The organism is Salidesulfovibrio onnuriiensis (assembly GCF_008001235.1).
GTDB classification, from domain to species: Bacteria; Desulfobacterota; Desulfovibrionia; order Desulfovibrionales; family Desulfovibrionaceae; genus Pseudodesulfovibrio; species Pseudodesulfovibrio onnuriiensis.
Window position 1 is genome coordinate 16,898 of the sequence record NZ_CP040751.1, and the last position, 17,346, is coordinate 34,243.

A 17,346-nucleotide genomic window follows, 5' to 3' on the forward strand; every position below is an offset into this window, starting at 1 on the left:
CCTAGCGCTCTCGCAGCGCGTTCTGCTTGGCCTTGAGAATGGGCTTGAGCAGATAGTCGAGCACCGACTTCTTGCCCGTGAGCACATCCACCTGGGCGGTCATGCCCGGAATGATGGGCAGCTTCTCGCCGTGGTAGCTGAGGGCGTTCTCCTTGGTGCGCACCTTGATGATGTAGAAGTTGTTGCCCTTCTCGTCGGTGATGGTATCGGCGCTGATGTGCTCCACCGTACCTTCCAGCCCGCCGTAGATGGAAAAGTCATAGGCGGTGATCTTGACCTGGACCTTCTGGTTGGGGCGCACGAAGGCGATGTCCGAAGGCTTGATCTCGGCCTCCACCAGCAGGGTGCTGTCCAGGGGCACGATCTCCATGATGGACTGGCCCGGCTGCACCACGCCGCCCAGGGTGTTGATGAGGATGTGCTTGACTATGCCCCGAACAGGGGAACGCACGTCCGTACGAGTGACCCGGTCGCTGCCCGCGCTCAGGGTCTCCTTGATGGAGGTCAGCTCCAGCCTGCGCTCGTTGAGTTCCTTGAGCGCCTCGCTGCGGAATTCCACCTGTTTCTGGGCGATGCGGCTCTTCTCCTCTTCCGCCGCGGCCTTGACGCGCGGGATGCCCAGGGTCAGGGCCTCCACGTCGCCGCGCAGCTCCAGCACCTTCTGCTCCAGGGACAGGAAGTCCAGCTCGGAATGGATCTGCTTCTCCACCAGGGGCTTGGTGATATCGCGCTGGCGCTCGGCCACCTTGAGGCTCTTGAGCAGCTGCTTGCGCCGCCCTTCCATTTCCTCCACTTCCTGCTTCTTCTGCTCGTACTCGCTCTGCAGCAGGCTCAGCTCGATCTTGAGCTGCTCCTTGCGGGCCCGGTAGATGCGCATCTGGTCTTCCACAATCTGCGGGGCCTCGCCCATGAGGTCGTCGGCATAGACCGGGATGGTCCCGTCCACCTCGGCCTGCAGCCGGGAAATGGACGCCCGGAGCTCCCGGGACTTGGCCTTGGCGTCGCGGTAGAAACTGGCCGCCTGCTCGTTGCGCAGGCGGCAGATCAGGTCGTCCTTTTCCACCCGCTGACCCTCGAACACGAATATCTCGCTGAGGATGCCGCCCTCCAGGTTCTGGATCTCCTGGACGCGCTGGGAGGGAATGACCCTGCCGAACCCGCGGGTGACCTCCTCCAACTCGGCCAGCTTGGCCCAGATCAGGAAGCCCACGAACATGAGCAGCACGGACGTGGACATGATGTAGGCCACCTTGCGGCCGGTGCCGTAGAGGGCCTGGTCCACCTCGGACATGTACAGCAGCGCTTCCCTGTCGATTTTTTCTCTTTTATTCTTCATGCCCACCTCACATGGAAACCTTGATCTTGCCGGACTTGAGCCCTTCGAGCACCGCCTTCTTGGGTCCGTCCACCACGATGCGGCCCTTGTCCATGATCACCAGCCGATCCACCAGGTCGAGCATGGAATGGCGGTGGGTGATGAAGATGACCGTCTTGTCCTTGATGGCCTGCTCCAGCTTCTGCAGGAAGCGATACTCGGACTGGTTGTCCATGTTGCTGGTGGGCTCGTCCATGATCAGCACTTCCGGGTCGGTCAGAAGCGCCCGGGCAATGGACACGGCCTGGCGCTGGCCCCCGGAAAGGGAGGAGCCGCGCTCGCCCACCTTCATGCCGTACCCGGCCGGGTGGTCCTTGACGAACTCGTCCACCCCCGCGACCTCGGCCGCGTTCTTGATGGTCAGGTCGTCGGCCTCGGGCAGGCCAAAGGCGATGTTGTCCTTGAGGGTGCCGTAGAAAAGCAGCGGGTCCTGGGAAACATACCCCACCTTGCGGCGCAGGTTGGCCACGTCGAGCTGGCGCAGGTCGATGTTGCCCAGCTTCACCGCGCCCTTGACCGGCTGGTACAGGCCCACGCAAAGCTTGCCCAGGGTGGACTTGCCCGCGCCCGTGCGGCCCACGATGCCCACCTTTTCCCCGGGCCGGACCACCAGGTTGATGTCGCTGAGCACGGCCTTGTCCGTTCCCGGGTAGCTGAAGGAGACATCCTCCAGGGTCAGGGAGCTTTCGATGTCGCCGTAGTGGAAGGTGTCCTTGTCCTCGGGGCGCTCGCTGGGCATTTCCATGAGCATGTTCAAGGCGTTGAGCGCCATGCGCGACTGCTGGAACCGGGAGAGCAGCCCGGCCACGGCGCTGAGCGGGGCCATGGCCCTGCCCGCCAGGATGTTGCAGGCGATGAGCCCGCCCACGGAAAGCTCGCCCTCGGAAATGAGATAGACCCCGATAATGACGATGGCCACGCTGACCATCTGGGTCACGTAGACCGAGAAGGTCACCGAGATGTTGGCCAGCACCTTGGCCCGGCTGCTGGACATGGCCGACATGCCCACCACGTTTTCCCACCGGGCCTGCATGCGGCCTTCGGCCATGCTGGTCTTGATGGTTTCCAGGCCCTGCACGATCTCGAAGAGCAGCGCATGCTTCTGGGTGCTCTCCTTGTAGTGGGTCTCCACCACGTGCTGGAACGGCATCTGGAGAAAAAAGCCCACCAGGATGACCACGGGCACGGCGACAAGCACCGGCAAAACCATGAGCCCACCCACGTAGTAGATGACCCAGATGAACAGGAACAGGAACGGCAGGTCGATGAGGGCCACCAGGGAGCCGGAACTGAAGAATTCGCGCAGGGACTCGAACTCGCGCACGTTGTTGGCCACGGCCCCCGCCGACTCGGGCATGTGGTCCAGCCGCGCGGACATGAGGTGCTGCATGATGCGGCTGCCGATGAGCACGTCCGCGTTGCGCCCTGCCACGTCCACGAAGTAGCTGCGCAGGTTCTTGAGCAGAAAGTCGAACAGGTAGGCGATCGCTATGCCGATGGCCAGGGCCCAGAGCGTGTCAAAGGCGCTGTTGGGGATGACCCGGTCGTAGACGTTCATGACGAAGAGCGGCGAGGCGATGATGATCAGGTTGGTCATGACGCTGGCCGCGATGACGTGCCGGTACACGGGCCAGAAGCGCAAAAGCACGTCCCAGAACCAGCGTTTGGTGCGCACCAGCTTGAGGTCCTTGACCCGCTTGTCCAGCTGGGTCTGGCGGCGGCAGAAGATGGCGTAGCCCGTGTATTCCTCCTCCAGCTTGACCAGGGGGATGTCCACCTCGTTCATGCCGTGGCCGGGCAGCAGGACCCGGGCGTTGATGCCGTCGAAATCCAGCAGCACGCAGGCGTTGCCGCCGCGCAGCAGCAGGATGCAGGGCATGACCAGCTTGGTGATGCTGGTCACCTCGGGCCGGTGCACGGTCTTGGCCGCAATGCCGATCTGCTCGGCGGCGCGCACGATGGCGGCGGCGGTGATGACCTTTTCCTGCTGGGGAATGCCCGCCTTGAGGGTGGCCGAGGAAACCGGCCTGCCCAGCAGGCGGCTGATGATGGAAAGGCAGATGACCAGCGGCGGCTGGAAATCGATATCCTTGGGCGAGAGCCGCTCGTCGTTCTGCGCCTCTGCCTTGGCGCTCGGCCTCGGCTGCGGCTGGGGGGCCTGCCCGGTCGCCTCGGTCCGGGATTCCTCCGGGCCGGGGGCTGCGCCTGCTGTCTTGCTGTCTGGGGACATGTGCACACCTGGGTATGTATTGAGGGAAAATTCCCTGATCACCGGCGGTTGTTTCCGTTCCACTATAATATGGCTGCAATTTTTCGGGTACCGAAAGTTTTGTCAACCCCGGGATAATTCGGTGATTTCAAGGCGCTGTGCGTTTTTTGCAGCGCCCATGCCGTCTGCCTGCCAGCCCCAAAGATACCATTTCCGGCCGGGATGGGGAACTGGGGGCTTGGCGGCCCTCAAAAATGCAAGCCCCCCGGACGATGAGGGCGTCCGGGGGGCGATCCGCAGAGGTGGTGTGAGGCCCCTGCGGATAGGAGGTGAGGGTGTGCAAGTCTCACTCTCGGGGTGTCTATGTTATGGCCATGGGAGGTAGCCTTAACAAACTTTGTTGTCGGTGCGGGCGGTTACTCCTTGCCCGCTTCGTCGAAGCGCTTCACGTCCTGGTCGCCGGAGTATTCTGCGCCGGCCTCGGAGTCGTAGCAGGTCAGGCCGCAGCGCAGACAACGGCTGCCTTCCTTGCGGGCGGCGGCGTATTCCACGAAGCTCTTGACCTCTTCCTTGAAGGTGTGGCGGCGCTCATCGATGGAGATCTCGGGCACCTTGATGCGCGGGATCGTGTAGGTGATTTCCATGTTCTTGAGGATGGACTCCGGAATGACGCGCAGCTGCGGGTTCCTGGGTTCCGGGATCTCGCCCTCGGTGACGAAGTGATGGATGGCGCGGGCGGCGCGACGTCCGTCGGCAACGGCCTGGATCAGGATGTTGCGGCCGGAGTTGGCCTCGCCGGCAACGAAGACGTTGGGCCTGCTGGTCCGCAGGGTGGTCTTGCCGCCCTTGATGCCCCCGGTCTTCTTGTCCAGGTCGAAGAGCGGCTTGCCCTCGGCGTCATTGAGGGCCTCGGTATCCACCAGGCGGTCCGTGGCCACCACGACCATGTCGGCCGCCAGGATGGCCTCGGTGCCTTCCACCGGGTTGGGGCCGCCCGTGGCCTTCTTGGGATCGTCGTATTCCAGCTCATGGAACTGGACGCCGGTGACGACGCCGTCCTCGGCCATGATGCGCACCGGCGCGGTCATGAACCTGAGATCCGTGCCCAGCTCGGCGGCGCGCTTCACTTCGTTCTTGTTGGCGGACATCTTGCGCTGGATGCAGCCGATGAGCGCGGTCACTTCCGCGCCCAGGCGTCCGGCGCTGCGGGCCACGTCCATGGCCGTGTTGGAATCGCCCACAACCACGACCTTCCTGCCGGTGAGGTCCCGGATGGACTCGTTCACGTCGGCCAGGAAGGAGATGGAATCCATGACGCCCCGGGCATTGTCGTTCTCGATGCCCAGGCCAGGGACCTTCCAGGCGCCGGTGGCCATGAGCACGGCCTCGAAGCCGTCCCGTTCCAGGGTTTCCAGGGTGATGTCGCGGCCGAATTCCTTGCCGAACGCCACGTCCACGCCCAGGTCCAGGATGGACTGGACTTCCCAGTCCACGACCTTGGAGGGCAGGCGGTACTCGGGGATGACGCCCTTCATCATACCGCCCAGCTTGTCGCGCTTTTCGAAAATGGTGGGCTCGTGCCCGATGCGGCGCAGGAAGTATGCGGCGCTCAGCCCGGCAGGGCCGCCGCCGATGATGGCAACCTTGTGGCCGGAGCGCGGGTTGCAGTCCAGGCGCACGCGGGAGCCGGAGTTCATTTCCCAGTCGGCCACAAAGCGGTGCAGGGTGTGGATGGCCACGCCCTCGTCCGCGATGTTGCGGCGGCAGATGGTTTCGCAGGGGGCCGGGCACACGCGGCCGACGGCCAGGGGCAGCGGGTTGCGTTCCTTCATGGTCAGGAGCGCGCCGCGCATGTCGCCCTGCTTCATCTGCTGGATGTAGGTGCGGACGTCGATCTGGGCCGGGCACTTCTGCATGCACGGGGCCAGGCAGTCGTCCACCTTGTTCAGGTGCAGCAGGTCCATGGTCAGGCCCGAGATGCGGATTGCTCCGGTGGGGCAGACCTCGGCGCACTTGCCGCAGGAGCGGCAGGCGTTCATGTCCACCACGGGCAGGCCGTGTTCGTTGAGACGGATGGCATCAAAACCGCAGACCTTGACGCAGGAACCCAGGCCGATGCAGCCCAGGCCGCAGGACTTGGCTCCGCCGTAAAGCAGCGCCTCGGCGCGGCAGTCCTCCACCCCTTCATAGTCGAAAAGCAGGTTGGCGCGGAAGCCGCCGGTGCAGATGTTGTGGGCCACCTTGGGTTCCTTGAAGGAAACCTCGACGCCCATGACCTTGGCGATGTTCGCGGCGATCTCGGGTCCGCCCGCAACGCAGATTTCCGGGGCGGCCTCGCCCTTGACGATGGCTGCGGCGGCCGCCGAGCAGCCAGGATAGCCGCACCCGCCGCAGTTGGCGCCGGGGAAGCAGTTTTCCACCTGCGCGATGCGCGGGTCTTCCTTGACGTGCAGCACCTTGGAGGCGGCGGCAAGGACGGCGGCGGCGGTTAGGCCGAGAAGAAAGAGGACCAATATGGATGAAATAAGCATGTATCGTGTCTCCGTGGTTTCGCTGTTACGCGGCCATGCCCTTGAATGCGAAGAATATCAGGGACATGATGCCTGCGGTGACCAGGGCGATGGGAACGCCTCGGAAGACCGCCGGGACCGGAGCAATATCCAGCCGCTCACGGATGGCCGAAATGATGACCAGGGCGATGAGAAAACCGATGCCCGAGGCCAGGCCGTACATCAGGGACTTCATGAAGGAATAGCCGTTGCGCTGGACCATGATGGCCACGCCCATCACCGCACAGTTGGTGGTGATCAGCGGCAGGAACAGGCCCAGGGACTTGTACAGAGGCGGCACCATCTTCTTGAGGAACATCTCAACGAACTGCACCAGGGATGCGATGACCAGGATGAAGGCAATGGTCTGCAGGTACTCGATGCCGTGCGGGATGAGCACGTACTGGTGCAGGGGCCAGGTGATGGCCGTGGCCATGAGGATGACGAAGATGACCGCGCCGCCCATGCCCAGGGCCACGTCCGTGGACTTGGAGGTGCCCATGAACGGGCAGGCCCCCAGGTACTGGACCAGGACGATGTTGTTTATGAAGATGGCGGAGATGAAAAGAAGGAAGTATTCCATATCGTTGTCCCCTTATTTACCTGCGTTGCACGCGCCGCAGGACGCGCAGGAGGAGTTCTGGGAAATGGGTGCGCTCTCGCCCTTCTTCCGGCTCTGGTAGCGGTTGAAGGCGTTCATGCCCGCCAGGATGAAGCCCAGGCCCAGGAACGCGCCCGGAGCCATGACCATGACCGAGGCCGGTTCAAAGGAGGGCCACATGACCTGGATGCCGAACACGGTGCCGTTGCCCAGCACCTCGCGGATGGCGCCCAGGAAGGTCAGGGACGCGGCAAACCCGATGCCCATGCCCAGTGCGTCGGCAATGGATGGCAGGACCTCGTTCTTGGAGGCGAAGGCCTCGGCGCGGCCCAGGATCAGGCAGTTGACCACGATGAGCGGCACGAAGATGCCCAGCTTCTGGTACAGCGGGTAGGCGTAGGCCTGCATCAACAGTTCCACCGAAACCACCAGGGAGGCGGTGATGACGATGAAGCAGGCGATGCGCACCTTGGCCGGGATGATCTTGCGCAGCAGGGAGATAATCAGGTTGGACATGGTCAGAACGAAGATGACCGCTGCGCCCATGCCCAGACCGTTCTCCGCGGTGGAGGTGACGGCCAGGGTCGGGCAGAGACCGAGAAGCACCCGGAACGGGGGAAGTTCGGCCCACAGGCCCTTGACGAATTCCTTGATAAGACGGTTCATGTCGTTCCCTCCTAGGATGCCTGCCAGGTCTTGGCGATCTGGGGCTTCAGGTCTTGGTAGATCTCAATGGCCTTGCGCACGGCGTCCACGGTGCCCACCGAGGAGAAGGTGGCTCCGGCAATGCCGTCGATGTCCCCGCCCTTGGAGGAAATCTGCATGCTGTCCAGGTCGTGGCCCTGGAACTTGGAGGTGAAGGACGGCTCCATGATGCGGGTTCCGAGCCCCGGGGTTTCGGTCTGGGTGGTGATGCCGATGCCCAGGATCTCGTCCTTTTCCACGTCAAAGCCGACCATGACGCCGATGTCGCCGGAATAGCCAGGTGCAAAGACTTCGAAGGCCACGCCCACGAGCTTGCCGTCCTTCATGGCCGGGAACACGTTCACCTCGCCCATCTTGACGCGCTCGGCGATGGGATCGTTGTCGCGGTCCTTGAGAACCGAAAGGAGGGCCGGGCCCTGCACGTAGGTCAGGACCTGCTGTTCGATCTGGCCCCTGGTGGCCTGCTTCAGGTTCACCAGCAGCGCGCCGGAGCCCGCACAGATGAGGGACAGGACCAGGAGCATATGAAGTATTTCACGCATGACTTACCTGCCTCCGAAGGGTTTGGGGCGCACCCTGTCCAGCAGCGGGCTGAGCAGGCTGGCCACCATGATGGCGAAGGGAACGCCGTCGGGGTACACGCCGTAGACGCGAACGACCATGACCATGGATCCGGCCACGAGCCCGAACAGAATCTGGGGCAGCTTGCCCACCGGGCTGGAGGAGGTGTCCGTGGCCAGGAAGAACGCACCGAAGATCGTGCTTCCGGTCAGCAGGTGAAAGAGCGGCTCGGCATGGACCGTCGGGTCGATCAGCCAGAAGATGGAGGCTGCGCCCGCCACGCCCGCCAGGAAGAACACCGGGATGTACCAGCGGATCCACTTGGAGGCCAGCAGGAAGACGCCGCCGGCCAGCAGGCCGGCAACCTGGGAGGCTCCCAGACCGCCGAGCTGGCGGCCGAGGAACAGGTCCTTGTAGTCGAACTGGGCCAGGCTTCCGAGGCCGAAATGCTTAAGCTGGTACAGGGGCTCGTTGAGGGTGAAACCGGCCAGGCTCATGTCGATGTCCATGGCCGCGGGCCAGGAAACCCGGCACAGGGCCCAGGCAACCAGCGGCGCACAGATGGGGTTGCTGCCGAAGCCGCCGAACACGGTGCGGCCGAGCACGATGGTCATGGCCGCGCCCGCGATGACCAGCCACCAGGGAGCGGTGGCGGGCAGCAGGAAGGCGAACAGGATGCCCGCATACAGGGCCGAGAAGTTGTCCACGTCCACTTCGCGTTCCTGGAGCCGAAGGCACAGGACCTCGGTGAGCACGGCCACGGCTCCGGCCAGGCCGATGACGGCCGCGGAGGCCAGCCCGAACATGGACACGGACATGAGGGCCGCCGGGACCAGGGCCAGCGTGTGGGCCTGCATCATCTTGTGCACGGTCCGGCCGCTGCGCCAGTGGGGCGCGGGCGAAACCGTCAGCCGCACGGCGATGTCGGACATTGCTTTTATAATAGGAGGAGTCATAACTACCCTTTTCTCTTGGAATCTTTTGATTGCGGCCTATGCCTTGGACGTTTCGCTCTGGCGGGAAGCCTTGAGCTGGGCCTTGGCAAACCGGATGTACTGGAGCAGCGGCCTCCTCGCGGTGCAGGAAAAGGCGCACAGACCACATTCAAAACAGCTGTTCAGGCCGTATTTCTCGGCCATTTCAAACCGTTCGTACTCGGCATAGCGGCTGATCAGGTTGGGCATGATCCGGCCCGGGCAGTTGAGCACGCATTCGCCGCAGTTGATGCAGGTGGCGTCCTGCACCGGGGGGAATGCGTCGCTGCCGATGGCGAACAGGCCGTAGTCGCCCTTTTTCACGCCCTCATCCAGGCTGTAGACCGCCTCGCCCCGGAAGGAGCCGCCCAGGACCACGGTATCGCCGGACCGGACTTCCATGCCCAGGGAGGCCAGGAGGTGGCGGATGGTGGTTCCCAGGGGAACGCGGTAGTTCTTGCCCTCGATGGTCATGACCGTGTCGGTGACGGGCAGGCCGGTGAGGGCCACACGGCCCAGGTCGTAGAGCGCCATGACGCTCAGCACCTTGACGCCTTCGGGGAATTCCTTGCCGGTAACCTTGCGGACCACCAGGGCATCCAGGGAATTGGGATATTTGGGCTTGATGCGCTCGATATGCGCGCCGAACAGGCTGAAGGCGGCGCCTTCGGCCTGGGCCAGCACGACCCTGTTGGGCATGATCAGCTTGCGCGCCAGGGCAAGGCCCGCTTCGAGCGTTTCTTTCTCGTCCTTCAGCAGCTGCTCCGCAACGGTGATGCCCGGCTCTGGGTTGAGGCCGTTAACGACCAGCACCTCTGCCGGGGCGGACAGGGCCGCAATGTCCATGCCCAGTTCCTGCAGGGTGCGCAGGAGTTCCCGGCCAGGGGCCAGGGCGGACACGTCAACCGGTTCGACCTTGTCATCATTGCCGTCGCATTTGATGGTCAGGTGGTGGTAATCCACGTTGCTGACCGTACCGGAGCCAGCTGCATGGTAAGCGCCGCCAAACTTGGAGGGGTGCTCGGCGATGATCTCGCCGGCTTTCACCTGCTTGCGCTTGGCGGTCTTGAGCACCAGGTTGCGCACCTGGACGCTCAGCTCGTCCGGAGCGGCGATGTCGGTGATGCCGCTCTGCAGATCGGATTCAAGGGAATAATGTATCTTCAGCATGGGGCCTTACCTCGCGTGGCATTCGTAACAGGAGTCATCCTCGGTGGGCCCGCCGTTCTCCTCGTGGCAGCTCATGCACTGGCCGTGGAAGGCGTCGAGTCGCAGGGGGATGTCCTCGGTGGACGGCCTGTCCTCTTCCGCCAGCGGGCCCTCGGGGGCCTCGTCATGGCAGCGCAGGCAGGCTTCTTTGTCGGGGAAGGCCTTCGGGTGCTCGGCCCGGAAGGTCTCGTCAAATGCCTTGGGGTGGCAGGAGCCACAGGAAAGGAAGGTGTCCCTTTCGAGATCATCGTGGTGACAGTCCGTACATTCGAACCCGTATTCCTCGGCATGGGCCTTGTGGGTGAACAGAACCCTGCCGCCGGCGTTTTCCATGACCACGCGCGCGGGTACGTCCTGTGCCTCTCCCGGAAACAGCACGTATCCCGCGGCGGCGGCCATACAGAAAGCTGCCACGATGATGGTTATGGGAATATATCTGCTCTTCAAAGAATCAAACCCTCTCAAAAATGTTTCGCATCACTGGCCGTGTTGGCCCCAACCACCAGGGTAACCAATCGATCCTGTCCTTCCGGCCATGCTATTTGAGCTGCCCGGAAACCCGGCAAACACGGGTTTGGATTGATTGATCAATCAACTCTTTAGTCAGTTCGACCTAGAGCACGGATTGTGCCAGCGGAGCAAAAATCCGCCGAAAATTCGCGCGCCAAAAATCCGGGAGCCCGCACAGGGCATGGGCGGAAAAAGATTGTGACAAATTTAACGAGGCCGGAACAAAGCGGTAGGAAACCAAAGGCAAAAAAGCGCCTGTCCGAAAAAAAGGACAGGCGCTTTATGGCAAAACGCAGACTTTAAGCCGTTTTTTGTAGTTTTATTCAAAAACGGACCTACAATTTTGTGTCCGTTTTTTCGGACAGTCCGTTTTTCCGGGCACACGGAAAAAGACTGTTCCAGGATCAGGAAACGCCCTCCCGGCCGCCGGGGTACAGCTCCCGGACCACTTCAAGCCAGGCCGCGGCGGCATGGGACAGGAAAGTGCCCTCCCGCCAGATCACGGCCGTATGCCAGTCGGTGTGCTCCTCGGCCAAGGGAAGGATGTCCAGCCCGGGAACCCTGCGGCGCTCGGCCACCATCCTGGGCAGAAAGGCCACGCCCAGCCCGGCGGCGACCAGTTCGCAGATGAACCGGATCTGGCTGCTCCGGGCCACCACCCGGGGCTCGAATCCGCTGCGGCGGCAGGCGTCCACAATGATCCGGTTCAGGGAAAAGCCTTCCGCGAACAGGATGAACGGCATGTCCTTCAGGTCTGCGAGACACACGGAACCGCCCCCCGCAAGGGGGCTCCCGCACGGGACCAGGGCCGCCAGCGGCTCCCGGCGCAGGGAATGCCACCGGTACTCTCCGGAAACGGGCAGCAGGGACGCGGCCAGCTCCACCTCGCCCGTATGCAGGGCCTCCCGAAGCCGGTCCGCCCCGTGCTCCACGAGCCGGATGTCGATGTCGGGATACCGCTCCCGGTACAGGGCAAAGATTGGGGCGAACAGGGTGCTGGAGCCGATCCTGGGAATCCCTACGGACAGCCGGCCCTTGCGGATGCCCCGGATCGCGTCGATCTCCTCCAGAAGATCGTCGCGCTCGGCCAGCATGCGCAGGCCACGGGCATAGACCGCCTCGCCGGCCGCAGTCAGCGCCCCCCCCTTGCCGCCCCGGTTCAGCAGGGGCACGCCCACCTCGTCCTCGAGCTGCCGCACCGCCTTGCTGACCGCGGACTGGGTGCAGCAGGCCACTGCCGCCGCCCGGGCAAAGCCCTGCTGGCGGACCACTTCCACGAACAATTGAATCTTTCGGAACTCCATGACTATTCCAATAAGGAATAACAACAAGTTCCACAAGTCGTTTGATTCATGCTTTGGCCGAGCCTATGTTCCCGGTCGGAGAAAACCATGAACACACGAACCATGACCATTCCCGTCCGGCGCAGAATCCGCCGGAGCCGACCGGCCCAGATCGGGCTGCTCTTTCTGCTGTGGCTGGGGTGCGAATGCGGCGTCCGCGTCCTGGGACTGCCCATACCCGGCGGCATCCTGGGCATGATCGCCGCATACGTCCTGCTGGCCTGCAACAGGGTCAGCCTTTCGAGCCTGCGCCGGGGCGCGGAATGGTACCTCGGGGAAATGCTGCTCTTCTTCATCCCGGCCGTACCCGCCATCATCGAACACCGCGAACTGCTGGGGATGCTGGGGCTGAAACTCGTTGCGGTCATCCTGGCGGGCACCGTTGCGGTCATGGCCGTCACCGCCCTGACCGTGGACCTCTTCTACCGCTGGAGCGTGCGCCATGAGCCCACTGATTCACCTCTGGAATAACCCCCTGATCCAGACCCCGGCCTGGTCCGGGCTGACCATCGCCCTGTACCTGGCGGCCAAGCGCATCCACCGCCGCTGGGGCCGCTGGTGGCAGACCCCGCTGGCGCTGACCCCGGTGCTGCTCATCGGACTGCTCCTGGCCCTGCATTCCCGCTACAGCGACTATCACCGGGCCACGGCCTGGCTCATCACCCTGCTCGGCCCGGCCACCGTGGCCTTTGCGGTCCCCATCTACGAGTACCGCCACCTCGTCCGCCGCCACTGGCCGCTGCTCGGGACCGGCATGATCGCGGGCAGCGCCACGGCCCTTGCCACGGGCTGGGGATTCGCAACGCTCCTGGGCATCGACGGAAGCGTGCGCCTGAGCCTGCTGCCGCGCTCCATCAGCACCCCCTTTGCCATGGACATGGCCCGGCACATCGGCGGCATGGCGGACCTGGCGGCCATTTTCGTGGTCCTCACCGGCATATTCGGAACCATTGTCGGGGAGCTGATGATCAACTGGCTGCCCCTGCGCTCGGCCCTGGCGCGCGGGGCCATGCTCGGGGTGGCGGCCCATGCGGCGGGCACGGCCAAGGCCCACGAGATCGGCCGGGAGGAAGGGTCGGTGGCCGGGCTGCTCATGATCCTCGTGGGCATGCTCAACGTGCTCGGGGCCAGCCTGTTCTCCCTGCTCGGGTAGGCCTTCGCCCGCGCCGCAACCGGGCGGGCTATTCCAGGACGATATTGAGATTGGCCAGCAGGGAAACGGCCTCGGGCAGGGAAAAGCGGGTCTTCCTGAGCCTGTTGGTTTCCGCGTTCATGTAATAGTTTCGCGCGGTGCGGAAATCTGCCTCCGTGAGATCGGTCTGGTGAAACTGGCACTGGGCGAGATCGCAGTCGTCAAAGACCGCCTGCCGCAGCTTGGTGTTGGAAAAGGCGGAATTGGCCAGCAGGCATGAGGTGAACCGGAAGCGGGAAAGGTTCATGTCCGCGAACAGATTGTTCTCCATGAGGCAGCCCGTGTACGCGGCGGAAAGAAAACCGCCCGTACCGCTCCAGTTCAGGCCCAGCAGCTTGCAGTCCGTGAACGTCGCCCCCGTGAACACGGCCCCGGCCATCTCCACCAGCGATAAATTGCAACGCACGAACTCGCATTCATCGAAAACGCAATCGCTCAGGCGTCTCGACTGGAACGAGCAATCCCGGAACACGCATTCATAAAAGGAAATGTCCTCCAGGTCGGACCGGCAGTCGATCTCGCGAAATTCTTGACGCTCGATGCTTTCACCACGGGAAAACGGCATGGCCTCTCCTCTGCACGGGCAATGGGATTGCTAAAACGAAAAAGGGTCTGCACACGAAAGTGCGGACCCCCTTGATTCGGGAAACATCCTAAACGCCCCGCTTGTCACAGGTCAAGCCGCAAAGCACCCCGGCACAACGAACGCAACGCCCGGACCGTCACGATTCCTGCGGAACAGAGTCCCGGAGCCGCGCCATATCCGGCATGGGAGGAAGCATGGCGTCGAAAAGTTCTTCCAGGGCCCGCGATTGCCCCGTGTCCGCCATAGTCTCGGGATCAAAGGGATAAAGCTCCCCCTCGCTCATGAAAAAGGCGCGGTCGCAGAATTTCCGGACCAGACGCAGGTCGTGGGTGACGAACAGGTAGGCCGTGCCATGCTGCTTGCGTAGCGACGTCAGCAGGTCGAGAATACGGACCTGGATCAGCATGTCGAGGCTGCTGACGGCCTCGTCGAGAATGATGACCTGCGGGGATGGGGCCAGGGCGCGGGCAATGCAGATGCGCTGCAGCTGCCCGCCGCTGAAACGGCCCGGAAGCTTGTTCGCATCGTCCGGGGAAAGCCCGACCTGTTCCAGCAGCTCGGCCACACGGTCACGGAGAGCCTTCCCCTTGAGCCGGTCGAAATTGCGAAGCGGTTCGGCAATGATCTCACCGGCGGTCATTCGCGGGTTGCTGGACCCGATGGCATCCTGAAACACCACCTGAACCGCTCTCCGCAAATCCAGGGGAAGCGTCTTGAACCCGGCGACATCCTGCCCCAGAATCCTGACGCTGCCGCTGTCCGGAGCCTCCAGCCCGAGCATGATGCGGCCGAGCGTGCTCTTCCCGCCGCCGCTTCTTCCCACGAGCCCGAGACATTCCCCCGCATGCAGCGAAAGATTGACGTTCCGGAGCACGGTAAAACGCTCCTGCTTGCGGAAGAATCCCCCGCGTCCATAGGTCTTGCTCACGTTTTCTATTTCGATGACGGCCATGGAATCGCTCCGGTTATTGGTATCCTGAAATACGCAGATGCGTGGCAATCAGATTCCGCGTGTATTCGTGCCTCGGGGTTCTGAAGATGTCGTGCACGGTGCCCCGCTCAATGATTCTCCCGTCGTGCATGACGGCCACATCGTCGGCAAGGCGGGCGATGACGCCCAGGTCGTGCGTGACCAGCAGCATTCCGAGCCCCCGGTTCTGCTTGAGCCCGGCCAGCAGATCCAGCACGCGGGCCTGGGCCACGGTGTCGAGGTCGGTGGTCGGCTCGTCCGCGATGAGAAACGGGGCTTCCAGTATCAGGGCCAGCGCCACCATGACGCGCTGGAGCATCCCGCCGCTCATCTGGAAGGGATACAGGTCGGGCACCGGACGGGGATCCGCAAAGCCGACCTCCTCCAGGGCGTTCAGCATCCTGTCCATACTGTCCGAAGCAAGCAGGCCGTGGGCGGAAAGGGTTTCCTTGAAATGGGTGCGTATGGTGAACACCGGATCGAAACAGCTCATGGGGTTCTGCAGGATCATCCCTATTTTCCGGCTGCGGACGTCTCGGCGGGACTCTCTGTCCTGCAACGGAAGACCCTCCACGCGGATGTCCCCCTGCATACCGAGTCCCTTGGGCAAAAGGTCCAGGACCGAAAGGCAGGTAAGGGATTTCCCACTCCCGCTTGCGCCCACAAGCCCCATGACGCGCCCCTGCGAGGCCTCGAAGCTTATGCCGGAAATCAGTTCCTTTCCCGCCGCATGCACATGCAAATCCCTGATTTCGAGAAAAGGTGCGCTCATCGGGCTTCCTCCTGCACGGCCAGGGCCGGGTCAAAGGAATCACGAAGCGCATCGCCCAGCAGGTTGAAGGCCATGACCGTCACGAAAATCATTCCTCCCGGCAGCATGATCAGGATGGGGTGGGTCCAGATGAACTGGCGCGCATCGCTGATCATGACCCCCCATTCGGGCATGGGCGGGGTGACCCCGAGACCGAGGAAGGACAGGCCCGAGACATGGAGCATCATGTGCCCGATGTCGAGGGTGCACAGAATGAGCAGCTGGGCAAAGACCGGGGGCAGGATATGACGGGCGATGGTCCGCAGCCTCCCGGTGCCGGCCACCTTGGCGGCCAGGACGTATTCCCTGCTCTTCAGCGAAAGGACCATGCTCCGAATGATGCGCGCATACCAGGCCCAGTGGGTCAGGGCCACGGCTATGATGACGTTGACCATTCCGGTTCCCAGCACCCCGATAAGAAACATGGCCAGGATGAATGTGGGAAAGGTGAGAAAGACGTCGCAGAAACGCATCAGCGTGGAGTCGACGGTTCCGCCCGCGTAGCCGGAAAGCGTGCCCACCGTGAACCCGAGCAGCAGGACGATGCCCATGATGGCCGCCACCGAGCTTATGGAGGTCCGGGTGCCGTAGACCAGCCGGGAAAGCACGTCCCGGCCGAGGTGGTCGCAGCCCAGCGGATGCTCCGCCGAGGGTGGGGCGAACTTGTTTTCGAGCACCACCGCAGTGGGATCATCGGGCGCAATGACCGGGGCGAAGACGGCCGTGGCGCAAACGGCAACGGCCATAACCGTGGCCAGAATCAGGATGCCCCGCTTGCGCATGGTGCGGATCAGGTCGGGTGCGATCATCGGTTGCCGCCTCCTTCCAGACGGATACGGGGATCAAGCCAGGCGTAGAGGATGTCCACGCCGAGGTTCATGAGCACGAATATGCTGGTCATGATGAGGATGAAACACTGCATGACGGGATAGTCCCGGTTGTAGATGGCGGAAACCGCGTACCGGCCGACGCCAGGCCAGGAAAAGATGCTTTCGGCGACAACCGCGCCGCCAAAGAGCTCGCCCACGTGCATGCCGACGGCGGTAATGACCGGTATGAGCGAGTTGACCAGGATATGCCGCCCCACGACCACCCGTTCCGGCAGACCCCGGACGCGGGCGTAAAGCACGTACCGGGCATGCATGTTGTCGAGCATGTTGCCGCGAATGAGCCGGGTGTTGATGGCCATGGACATGAGCGACATGGACACGGCGGGCATGATCATGTGATCCAGCCCTCCCATGCCCAGCGGGGGCAGCCAGCCCAGCTGGATGGAAAAACACCAGACCAGCAGGAAGCCCAGCCAGAAGCCCGGCATGGACACCCCGGCAAAGGCCATGGTGCGGGTCAGGTGGTCGGGCAGGCGGTCCTTTTCCAGGGCGGACCAGATGCCCAGAGGCAGGCTGACCGCCAGGGTGAGCAGCAACGAGAACCCGGCCAACTTCAGGGTATTGGGCAGGTAGTAGAGTATTTCCTCGAGAACGGGCAGGCCCGTGACATAGGAACGGCCGAAGTCCAGCACCAGCGCCTTTCCCAGCCAGCGGACGTACTGCACCGCGATGGGCAGGTCGAGCCCCAGCTCGTGCCGGGCAAAGGCCAAGGCCTCATCCGTCGGCGGGATGTTTGAGAGGCGCAGGTAGGACATGGCCGGATCCCCCTGCCCCAGACGCAGGATCAGGAAGACCACGACCGACACGGCCAGGAGCATGGGTATGAGAATGAGCAGCCGTTTGGCTATGTAACGCAGCATC

The 17,346-nt window shown here is 63.3% G+C and carries 17 protein-coding genes; 2 read left to right on the forward strand and 15 right to left on the reverse strand.

Annotated elements, in window-relative coordinates; genetic code table 11:
- Position 1 precedes the first annotated feature (1 nt).
- The 10 genes from FGL65_RS00050 to FGL65_RS00100 form a co-directional block, all read right to left on the reverse strand.
- Positions 2-1,336, reverse strand: a complete 1,335-nt coding sequence (locus tag FGL65_RS00050) for an HlyD family type I secretion periplasmic adaptor subunit (RefSeq protein ID WP_147818646.1) — start codon at positions 1,334-1,336, stop codon at positions 2-4.
- A gap of 7 nt (positions 1,337-1,343) precedes the next feature.
- The gene (locus FGL65_RS00055; protein ID WP_147818648.1) at positions 1,344-3,605 is read right to left on the reverse strand and encodes a type I secretion system permease/ATPase; all 2,262 of its coding nucleotides are present in this window, start codon (positions 3,603-3,605) and stop codon (positions 1,344-1,346) included.
- Between the two features lie 395 nt (positions 3,606-4,000).
- Positions 4,001-6,115, reverse strand: a complete 2,115-nt coding sequence (locus FGL65_RS00060) for an FAD-dependent oxidoreductase (RefSeq protein ID WP_147818650.1) — start codon at positions 6,113-6,115, stop codon at positions 4,001-4,003.
- A gap of 25 nt (positions 6,116-6,140) precedes the next feature.
- Positions 6,141-6,716: an electron transport complex protein RnfA gene (locus tag FGL65_RS00070; protein WP_147818652.1), complete on the reverse strand. Its 576-nt coding sequence runs from the start codon at positions 6,714-6,716 to the stop codon at positions 6,141-6,143.
- 12 nt (positions 6,717-6,728) lie between these two features.
- Positions 6,729-7,400, reverse strand: coding sequence for an electron transport complex subunit RsxE (rsxE, locus tag FGL65_RS00075; RefSeq protein ID WP_147818654.1), 672 nt, complete (start codon positions 7,398-7,400; stop codon positions 6,729-6,731).
- Between the two features lie 11 nt (positions 7,401-7,411).
- Positions 7,412-7,981: an RnfABCDGE type electron transport complex subunit G gene (rnfG, locus tag FGL65_RS00080; protein WP_147818656.1), complete on the reverse strand. Its 570-nt coding sequence runs from the start codon at positions 7,979-7,981 to the stop codon at positions 7,412-7,414.
- A 3-nt stretch (positions 7,982-7,984) separates the two neighbouring features.
- Positions 7,985-8,956: an RnfABCDGE type electron transport complex subunit D gene (locus FGL65_RS00085; protein WP_147818658.1), complete on the reverse strand. Its 972-nt coding sequence runs from the start codon at positions 8,954-8,956 to the stop codon at positions 7,985-7,987.
- Between the two features lie 36 nt (positions 8,957-8,992).
- Positions 8,993-10,144: a 4Fe-4S dicluster domain-containing protein gene (locus FGL65_RS00090; RefSeq protein WP_147818660.1), complete on the reverse strand. Its 1,152-nt coding sequence runs from the start codon at positions 10,142-10,144 to the stop codon at positions 8,993-8,995.
- Positions 10,145-10,150: 6 nt separating this feature from the next.
- Entirely contained in the window at positions 10,151-10,630 is a 480-nt protein-coding gene (locus FGL65_RS00095; RefSeq protein ID WP_147818662.1) for a cytochrome c3 family protein, read from the reverse strand.
- 467 nt (positions 10,631-11,097) lie between these two features.
- Positions 11,098-11,997 carry a LysR family transcriptional regulator gene (locus FGL65_RS00100; RefSeq protein ID WP_147818664.1) on the reverse strand — a complete coding sequence of 300 codons (900 nt, stop codon included), beginning with the start codon at positions 11,995-11,997 and terminating at the stop codon, positions 11,098-11,100.
- A gap of 87 nt (positions 11,998-12,084) precedes the next feature.
- On the opposite strand from FGL65_RS00100, the gene FGL65_RS00105 reads away from it, so the two are divergent.
- On the forward strand, positions 12,085-12,507 hold the full coding sequence (locus tag FGL65_RS00105; RefSeq protein ID WP_147818666.1) for a CidA/LrgA family protein: 423 nt from the start codon (positions 12,085-12,087) through the stop codon (positions 12,505-12,507).
- Positions 12,479-13,189, forward strand: coding sequence for an LrgB family protein (locus FGL65_RS00110; RefSeq protein ID WP_147818668.1), 711 nt, complete (start codon positions 12,479-12,481; stop codon positions 13,187-13,189). Before FGL65_RS00105 ends, FGL65_RS00110 begins: the two co-directional genes overlap by 29 nt.
- A gap of 28 nt (positions 13,190-13,217) precedes the next feature.
- On the opposite strand, the gene FGL65_RS00115 is transcribed toward FGL65_RS00110, so the two are convergent.
- From FGL65_RS00115 to nikB, 5 genes are all read right to left on the reverse strand, one after another.
- The gene (locus FGL65_RS00115; protein WP_147818670.1) at positions 13,218-13,793 is read right to left on the reverse strand and encodes a pentapeptide repeat-containing protein; all 576 of its coding nucleotides are present in this window, start codon (positions 13,791-13,793) and stop codon (positions 13,218-13,220) included.
- 157 nt (positions 13,794-13,950) lie between these two features.
- Positions 13,951-14,766, reverse strand: a complete 816-nt coding sequence (locus FGL65_RS00120; RefSeq protein WP_147818672.1) for an ABC transporter ATP-binding protein — start codon at positions 14,764-14,766, stop codon at positions 13,951-13,953.
- 13 nt (positions 14,767-14,779) lie between these two features.
- Positions 14,780-15,556: an ATP-binding cassette domain-containing protein gene (locus FGL65_RS00125; protein WP_147818674.1), complete on the reverse strand. Its 777-nt coding sequence runs from the start codon at positions 15,554-15,556 to the stop codon at positions 14,780-14,782.
- Entirely contained in the window at positions 15,553-16,404 is an 852-nt protein-coding gene (nikC, locus tag FGL65_RS00130) for a nickel ABC transporter permease subunit NikC (RefSeq protein WP_147818676.1), read from the reverse strand. The genes FGL65_RS00125 and nikC overlap by 4 nt, the downstream gene beginning before the upstream one ends.
- Positions 16,401-17,345 (reverse strand): nickel ABC transporter permease subunit NikB, encoded by a 945-nt coding sequence (gene nikB, locus FGL65_RS00135; protein ID WP_147818679.1) that lies wholly within the window; start codon positions 17,343-17,345, stop codon positions 16,401-16,403. Before nikB ends, nikC begins: the two co-directional genes overlap by 4 nt.
- Position 17,346 lies beyond the last annotated feature (1 nt).

What these genes read in the sequence shown, in the direction of transcription:
- FGL65_RS00050 (WP_147818646.1), bottom strand. Translation starts at nt 1,336, where the DNA reads ATGAAGAATAAAAGAGAAAAAATCGACAGGGAAGCGCTGCTGTACATG.
- FGL65_RS00055 (WP_147818648.1), bottom strand. Translation starts at nt 3,605, where the DNA reads ATGTCCCCAGACAGCAAGACAGCAGGCGCAGCCCCCGGCCCGGAGGAA.
- FGL65_RS00060 (WP_147818650.1), bottom strand. Translation starts at nt 6,115, where the DNA reads ATGCTTATTTCATCCATATTGGTCCTCTTTCTTCTCGGCCTAACCGCC.
- FGL65_RS00070 (WP_147818652.1), bottom strand. Translation starts at nt 6,716, where the DNA reads ATGGAATACTTCCTTCTTTTCATCTCCGCCATCTTCATAAACAACATC.
- rsxE (WP_147818654.1), bottom strand. Translation starts at nt 7,400, where the DNA reads ATGAACCGTCTTATCAAGGAATTCGTCAAGGGCCTGTGGGCCGAACTT.
- rnfG (WP_147818656.1), bottom strand. Translation starts at nt 7,981, where the DNA reads ATGCGTGAAATACTTCATATGCTCCTGGTCCTGTCCCTCATCTGTGCG.
- FGL65_RS00085 (WP_147818658.1), bottom strand. Translation starts at nt 8,956, where the DNA reads ATGACTCCTCCTATTATAAAAGCAATGTCCGACATCGCCGTGCGGCTG.
- FGL65_RS00090 (WP_147818660.1), bottom strand. Translation starts at nt 10,144, where the DNA reads ATGCTGAAGATACATTATTCCCTTGAATCCGATCTGCAGAGCGGCATC.
- FGL65_RS00100 (WP_147818664.1), bottom strand. Translation starts at nt 11,997, where the DNA reads ATGGAGTTCCGAAAGATTCAATTGTTCGTGGAAGTGGTCCGCCAGCAG.
- FGL65_RS00105 (WP_147818666.1), top strand. Translation starts at nt 12,085, where the DNA reads ATGAACACACGAACCATGACCATTCCCGTCCGGCGCAGAATCCGCCGG.
- FGL65_RS00110 (WP_147818668.1), top strand. Translation starts at nt 12,479, where the DNA reads ATGAGCCCACTGATTCACCTCTGGAATAACCCCCTGATCCAGACCCCG.
- FGL65_RS00115 (WP_147818670.1), bottom strand. Translation starts at nt 13,793, where the DNA reads ATGCCGTTTTCCCGTGGTGAAAGCATCGAGCGTCAAGAATTTCGCGAG.
- FGL65_RS00120 (WP_147818672.1), bottom strand. Translation starts at nt 14,766, where the DNA reads ATGGCCGTCATCGAAATAGAAAACGTGAGCAAGACCTATGGACGCGGG.
- FGL65_RS00125 (WP_147818674.1), bottom strand. Translation starts at nt 15,556, where the DNA reads ATGAGCGCACCTTTTCTCGAAATCAGGGATTTGCATGTGCATGCGGCG.
- nikC (WP_147818676.1), bottom strand. Translation starts at nt 16,404, where the DNA reads ATGATCGCACCCGACCTGATCCGCACCATGCGCAAGCGGGGCATCCTG.
- nikB (WP_147818679.1), bottom strand. Translation starts at nt 17,345, where the DNA reads ATGCTGCGTTACATAGCCAAACGGCTGCTCATTCTCATACCCATGCTC.